Raw genomic sequence first — 5,663 nt, forward strand, 5'->3', positions numbered from 1 at the left:
ATTGTACCTGGTCGGAATTAGCCAGTACGATGGTTGTGCAAGTTGGAAGTTCTCCAGCAGTTTTTTTGGGGATAAACTGAGGAACGAGGGAGATTTTGAGGGCGCGGATTTCGTCGAGGTTATAAGTCCAATAAAATGAATCTTCGCCGGGACTTGCGTCCCAAGTAATTGTCACAGGTTTTTCAGTTTTGTTGAGAGAAGTAACAATACCGTATTGGTTGCCTGTTTTTACGATATCGTTTAATTTGAAGGGATGTTCTTCAGCAGGTGCATCCGCGAGAAAAGGAAAAATTACTGCAATCACTTCTTTAATTTGAGGGGAGTGCTGGCTGGCTGATTCAGGAAAGGTTTTGTGGGGGGTGATATTAGAGTTGTTAGCGTTCATAACGGTAAGAAGTGGTTATCTTTTTACTTCTCCCGCTAGGGGGTAGCTTTTAACTTAGAGCGTTTCTTAAGCAATGGTTCTTGCTTCTTGCATTGCCGGAAATGACTTAGGTGTTGTTAGATGCAGACTCGGTTGTGCTCGCAGGCTATACTACTGTTAGCCGTATCTCCGATCGCACTATCAATCTGAGTATTTTTATTCATAAAATTAGAGCGCTCGGTACAAAATGCGATCGCTTATGAACGTCAGTTGAAACTATAATAGTGTCGTTAGTTAGTAAATTTTAACAGCCTGATTGTGATTAGTTACCGAGCTACCAGCACCAAACATAACAATAATTCTCCCAGCTATCGGTTAGCTCTATAACTGGGAGAATTATTGGCTAATCAGAGCGACTAATCTAATGCAGCTATCTCGATTAATTCGATTTTAAACAGAGCTGCGCTCGCTCTTATTTTTTAGGCAAAGTAGGCTTTGGTGGGATGTCAAAAACAATCACAAATGTGGATTCTTTGACAAACCGCTGCAAAACCCGAAAATGATCGTCTGCATCCCTCCTCCTGCGAAATCGCGCCACAACAATACGCTGACAATTAGGAAGCAGCTTAATGATGCACCACGGATGCAATCTCTCAAAATAAGTCATTTTAACCTCACCAGCGACAGTAACAGGTTGCGTTCTTTTTTCCTTGCTTGCCATTACGCTAGTTGAGAGAATATTCTTCAAGACAGGTCACGCTGACCTTGACAATTAATTATGTTTGTGCTTTCAACCGCTCAAATTCTCTTCTAACGCACCTTCTTATCTTCGGAATGCGGACACAGCAAGTTCGCCAGTACGTCGGGAATCTCCTCAAAGTGTTCCAGCAGAAAATCCATTACTGCTAAATGGCGCAAATCTACAGCAGTAGGAAATCTTCGATTTTTCCCCCGCTTAAACCAACCCTGTACCGTTGAATCAGAGCGGGAACAAATGGAGGCAATTTGCTCGTAACTTACGCCCCACTTGACATAAAACTGTTTTGGCGTCATTCCTAATTGGCATTGGCTGTAAACTGCAATCAAATTGCGTTCTCTATCTGTCAAAGTATGCGGCTTTTTCATCCTCACACCTCTCTAAATCTTCCTCCCACGCCGTATCAAATTGACACCAATCTGCACTCTTGGAATTAGGAGCCAGCCAAATTATGTAGCACCACATCCAGCAGCAACGGCGCGGTTCGTAGTTGTAAAATTTGCCGATAACTATTCCCCAATCGGCTTCTTCGCCAACATCAGCCCAGCGCACCATCTCGCCGCACTCAAAGCGCGGGGGATGAATTTTGGCAAAACTTGCGGGCAACTCAGTTGAAGCTGGTATATCATTCAAATGTTTTAGTGGCAGGGCCGAAATCAAATCTCGCTTTCCTTTTGAGGTTGACATGAGTTCTTAACTGTGCATTGACTGCAACAGATTTGTTTTGATAGGTTTTTAGGCCAATTTCTTGATAAAGAAATTGCAGCGCGATATTTCCTTAAATCAATCAATTGGAATTTATATTTGACGAACTATTCTCAAAGCCCAACTCTGGCTAGGATATCAGTTTTTTGATAGTCATAGACGCAGAGACTCGAATTGTAGGGTGCGCACTGCTAGCCCGCTGGCTGAGTGGTAAAGAAGGCTCTCAAACGCCTGAAATTACGTTGCGGGAACTCGCTCGATCTGATTCTTTTCATGTATTGATTGACAATCAAATCTACCGATTTTGCCGGCGTCGGCTTCGGCGCTGTGTTGGGTAATTCTTACTATGTCATCGGGTTTCTCTCGTTAGCTCCCTGTTGGCAGTCACATCATTTGACGGGTCAACAGCGGTGCTTTTTTTCTGTTGTAGGGCTTTTTCCAATTCGGCAATTTTATGTTCTAGTGCTTGTTTTTGGGTTCGCCAGCCGGAGCTTACACTCTGTACCCAGAAGGCTTCTTTCTCTTGGAATAGCTGTAGTAGTCTGGCGTTTTCTTGCTGCTGTTGTTCTAGCTGAACTATGAGAGCGCTCATTTGCAATTGGTATTGTTCGATCGCGGCAGTGACTTTAGGAGAGTGCGGGTTTGAATTGAAGTGCTGTTGCGTTTCCAGTTGCTCTAGTTTGGCTTTGAGAGATGTGTTTTCTTGTCGCAGTTGTTCTTCAATTTGCACGCTGGATTCTAACTGGCTTTCGGCTGCATCCGTTTCAGGTTGATGGTTTGAGGTGGCAGCAGGTGTTGATGATTCAATCAGGAGCTCGATCGCCCTCTCAATCTTGATGTCAGCGTGCAAAATGTCTTGTTTGAGCTTGTCCCTGACTTCTTTTGTGACTGAAACGTCCAATTCTTCGTTCAGCGTGGCTTTCAGCTTCCGCAAACGGGCTAGTTCAAGAATCAGTCCGCGGTTGGTGGTGGAGCCGGGGGCGGGTTCAAAATTTGGTTTTGCAGTTTTGGGGGCGACACTTCTTGTTGATTGCTTGCGCTTGCTGTTGCAGCCGTTGGGCTGTTTCCACTGCTGTACGAAAGTTTTGACAGCTTTCACAGTCCATCCCACGGGGTTGTCGTTTTCAGACAGAAACTTTTTGACGAGTTCGAGCCCACCTCTACAAAGAACAGCGATGACGGGAGTTCCCCAACCGCGCATTTTTTCGACTAGGTGGCACTCCGTATCTCTCAACTGCCGCCAAATACGGGCGATCGCCATTGCGTCTTTAGTTTGTTTGTTAGTATCGGGAAAATGATACTGGAGCCAGTCTGACCACTTCAATCGAGCTTTTTTGACTTTTTCTTTGAGTGCCAGCAGTTTGTCCCCGAACTCGAATAGGGCAACGCTGACAGTGCGGTAGCTAGTGCGGATTTCGGAGGTTTGTTTTTCTAGTTCAACAATGGTTTCGGGACTGGTGGAACTGGAGTCGGGGTATTTTTTGAGGCTTTTGGGGATGTCCGTGGAAGAGAACGCACCTCTGTCAAGAGTTTGGACGGTTTCCACATCGACACTGGTGTCCGGGGATGAGTGAAACATGATAGATTGTCCTTAACTTATTTAATGTGAGCTGGTCTTCGCGGGCCAGCTTTTTTGTTTTGGGAGCCAGTGGAGCTGATTGTGAGTCAGTAATGCTGGCTTTGATTGTGAGTCAGTAATGCTGGCTTTGATTTCAAGCAGTTTGTTACAGTAACTTACTGCTATCTACTGTAACAAACTGTTTTTAGCTTTGCAAGCGGTAAGATGACAGGAGTAGTAGAGATTGATATAAAAGTGCCAAGCCGAAGAAAGGCAGACGTAATTACTGCCTACCTGGACAAGGAAGTCAAGCAAGTGTTGGAAGTATGGGCCCAGAGCGAGCAGCGTTCCCTGAGTTCTCTGGTGGCGTATTTATTAACCAAGGCGGCTTCGTCGTACCAGACTGAGCACCAACAAGCTAGCGATCGCACGCGCACGATTAGTCCTGAAGGGAAAAATGAACAATCGCAGGATTAACCTCAAGGGTTCGCGCGAGCGAGCGAGCGCATATTTGGTAATAAATCAGCTTTAATACGTTCGACATCGGCATTGATTAATTTACCAGTACCAGACCGATACAGACCGCGCTTAATCCGCTTTCGGAGAAAAGCTATGCGGGGTTTTTTCCGTGCAATGGGAGTGCATTGCCATGTGAAGATAGTTTTAAACGCGGTTGTTGCGCTTATGTACTAGGTCTAACACTTGTCGATTAGCCTTTAGGGATTGAGCCTTAGCCTTGTATTTATTGAACAAAAAGTGCGCGCTCGGCGTTAAGAGTGGCGATCGAAAAGTTTCGCTCACCAACCAATTAACCAGCACGCTCGTTTACCCTGCGAAACTTATAACAATGCTTTTGCTAGCTTGCTGCAATGGCATTTTTTTTTGCATGAGTGAGGGAAGCTCTTTTCCCAAATATTCATAATTTTTTATTAAGGAGGAGCAAAAATAGGAAAAAAACTTGCAAGTTGAATCAAAAAATATTATACTCTACTCGTTACGAGCGCAACTTATATTTGATCGTGCTGTTATGACAGCCCTTGAACCTGTTACCTTCAGAGACCTCATAGACGCGAGCGCTACCTTGCCGATTATCAACTTTCCCGAGAATTCGAGTCAGTTGAATAGCAATAAGCGGGAAGTGAGTTGCAACAAGCGCCTCCGATTGTCCCGAAAGCGATTGAGCCGGATTGGGTTTGCCATCAAAGAATAGAAGCCAGTTAGCCTACTTGACGAAAGGACTCTTTCGTCCAATAATGAAAGAACTTACCCTTTGAGGGCTGCGCCGTGAAGGTTCTTGGGAATGGGCGCGCTAAGATTTTGACGCCCGCAGAAATTGACCGACTGTTTGACCGGGGTTTTATTACAGCAAGGGACAGGCTTTTGTTTGCTGTAACTTTTTACTGCGCCTGCCGCATTTCAGAGGCGTTAGCTTTAACAACTCACGACATTGTTGGGGGGTCAGTCACGTTGCGGAAAGCGACGACAAAGGGGAAATCAGCAACGCGAACGCTGCCGCTCCATCCTATGCTGGCTAAGTATTTAAAGGCTTACAATCCAGATGTGGGTTTTTTGTTTCCGGGGCGAGACAATACGAAGCCTTTGACTCGCGCCGCATCGGATGTGATTTTTAAAGAAGCTTGCAAGCGGGTAAGAATTAAGGGGGCTTCAACACATTCGATGCGGCGGACGGCGCTGACTAATTTGAGCAATGCGGGGGTGCCGCTGCGGGTGATTATGGAGATTTCGGGACACAAAAATTTGTCGAGTCTCCAGCGTTATTTGGAGGTACAGCCGGAACAGCTTGTCAAGGCGATTGGGCTCTTGAAGTGAGCCGTTCAACAGTGAAATTATTTAGTCCTAGCCGCACGCTTCCACATTATGTCATTCGCTCGCCCAGCGCGCGAAGAATCTCAAACCTTTACAAAACCGCCCGCTTAGTGCGTCCAAGACTGTTAGTTTGACGGGCGAACGGGAGCAAATTTTTATTCCTACCCCCAGATGGGGACTTTCCGTACAAAGGGTTGCGCTTCTTTGATGTTGAAGATGCTCCCCCTGACTTGTTTATGAGCCAGAAGTATTGACCCAATTAAACCAGCAAGCGAGCTGGGGATAGCCGAAAAATATCATTAAAAATATTTACAGAAAAAACGATCGCAAGTACAGTAGCAAAATGCAACTAAAAACTGGGCAAATTGTCAAGGTGCGATCGCGCCAATACCTCGTCGAAGAAGTCGCACCCAAATTCTCCGAGGATACAGACACCTTAGTGCGACTGTCGT

At 45.6% G+C, this 5,663-nt stretch carries 6 protein-coding genes and 1 pseudogene; 2 read left to right on the forward strand and 5 right to left on the reverse strand.

What is annotated here, in order from left to right:
- From IQ270_RS27575 to IQ270_RS27595, 5 genes and pseudogenes are all read right to left on the reverse strand, one after another.
- Nucleotides 1–385 (reverse strand): annotated as a pseudogene (locus IQ270_RS27575) (hypothetical protein); the annotation flags it as partial.
- A 451-nt stretch (nucleotides 386–836) separates the two neighbouring features.
- Nucleotides 837–1,085 carry a hypothetical protein gene (locus tag IQ270_RS27580; RefSeq protein WP_339384378.1) on the reverse strand — a complete coding sequence of 83 codons (249 nt, stop codon included), beginning with the start codon at nucleotides 1,083–1,085 and terminating at the stop codon, nucleotides 837–839.
- Between the two features lie 89 nt (nucleotides 1,086–1,174).
- Nucleotides 1,175–1,489 carry a hypothetical protein gene (locus IQ270_RS27585; RefSeq protein ID WP_015179664.1) on the reverse strand — a complete coding sequence of 105 codons (315 nt, stop codon included), beginning with the start codon at nucleotides 1,487–1,489 and terminating at the stop codon, nucleotides 1,175–1,177.
- A complete protein-coding gene (locus IQ270_RS27590; RefSeq protein WP_193976337.1) occupies nucleotides 1,461–1,808 on the reverse strand; it encodes a hypothetical protein in 348 nt (115 codons plus the stop codon). The genes IQ270_RS27585 and IQ270_RS27590 overlap by 29 nt, the downstream gene beginning before the upstream one ends.
- A gap of 367 nt (nucleotides 1,809–2,175) precedes the next feature.
- The gene (locus IQ270_RS27595) at nucleotides 2,176–3,405 is read right to left on the reverse strand and encodes a hypothetical protein (protein WP_193976338.1); all 1,230 of its coding nucleotides are present in this window, start codon (nucleotides 3,403–3,405) and stop codon (nucleotides 2,176–2,178) included.
- 204 nt (nucleotides 3,406–3,609) lie between these two features.
- Between IQ270_RS27595 and IQ270_RS27600 the strand changes: the two genes are divergently transcribed.
- A complete protein-coding gene (locus IQ270_RS27600) occupies nucleotides 3,610–3,861 on the forward strand; it encodes a hypothetical protein (protein ID WP_193976339.1) in 252 nt (83 codons plus the stop codon).
- Nucleotides 3,862–4,668: 807 nt separating this feature from the next.
- Nucleotides 4,669–5,214 carry a site-specific integrase gene (locus IQ270_RS27605; protein ID WP_193976340.1) on the forward strand — a complete coding sequence of 182 codons (546 nt, stop codon included), beginning with the start codon at nucleotides 4,669–4,671 and terminating at the stop codon, nucleotides 5,212–5,214.
- Nucleotides 5,215–5,663 lie beyond the last annotated feature (449 nt).

Source organism: Microcoleus sp. LEGE 07076 (assembly GCF_015207455.1).
Taxonomy (GTDB): Bacteria; Cyanobacteriota; Cyanobacteriia; order Cyanobacteriales; family Microcoleaceae; genus Microcoleus.

Bases quoted from the DNA above. Each gene is read 5' to 3' on its own strand.
- IQ270_RS27595 (WP_193976338.1), bottom strand. From the start codon at position 3,405: ATGTTTCACTCATCCCCGGACACCAGTGTCGATGTGGAAACCGTCCAA.
- IQ270_RS27600 (WP_193976339.1), top strand. From the start codon at position 3,610: ATGACAGGAGTAGTAGAGATTGATATAAAAGTGCCAAGCCGAAGAAAG.
- IQ270_RS27580 (WP_339384378.1), bottom strand. From the start codon at position 1,085: ATGGCAAGCAAGGAAAAAAGAACGCAACCTGTTACTGTCGCTGGTGAG.
- IQ270_RS27590 (WP_193976337.1), bottom strand. From the start codon at position 1,808: ATGTCAACCTCAAAAGGAAAGCGAGATTTGATTTCGGCCCTGCCACTA.
- IQ270_RS27585 (WP_015179664.1), bottom strand. From the start codon at position 1,489: ATGAAAAAGCCGCATACTTTGACAGATAGAGAACGCAATTTGATTGCA.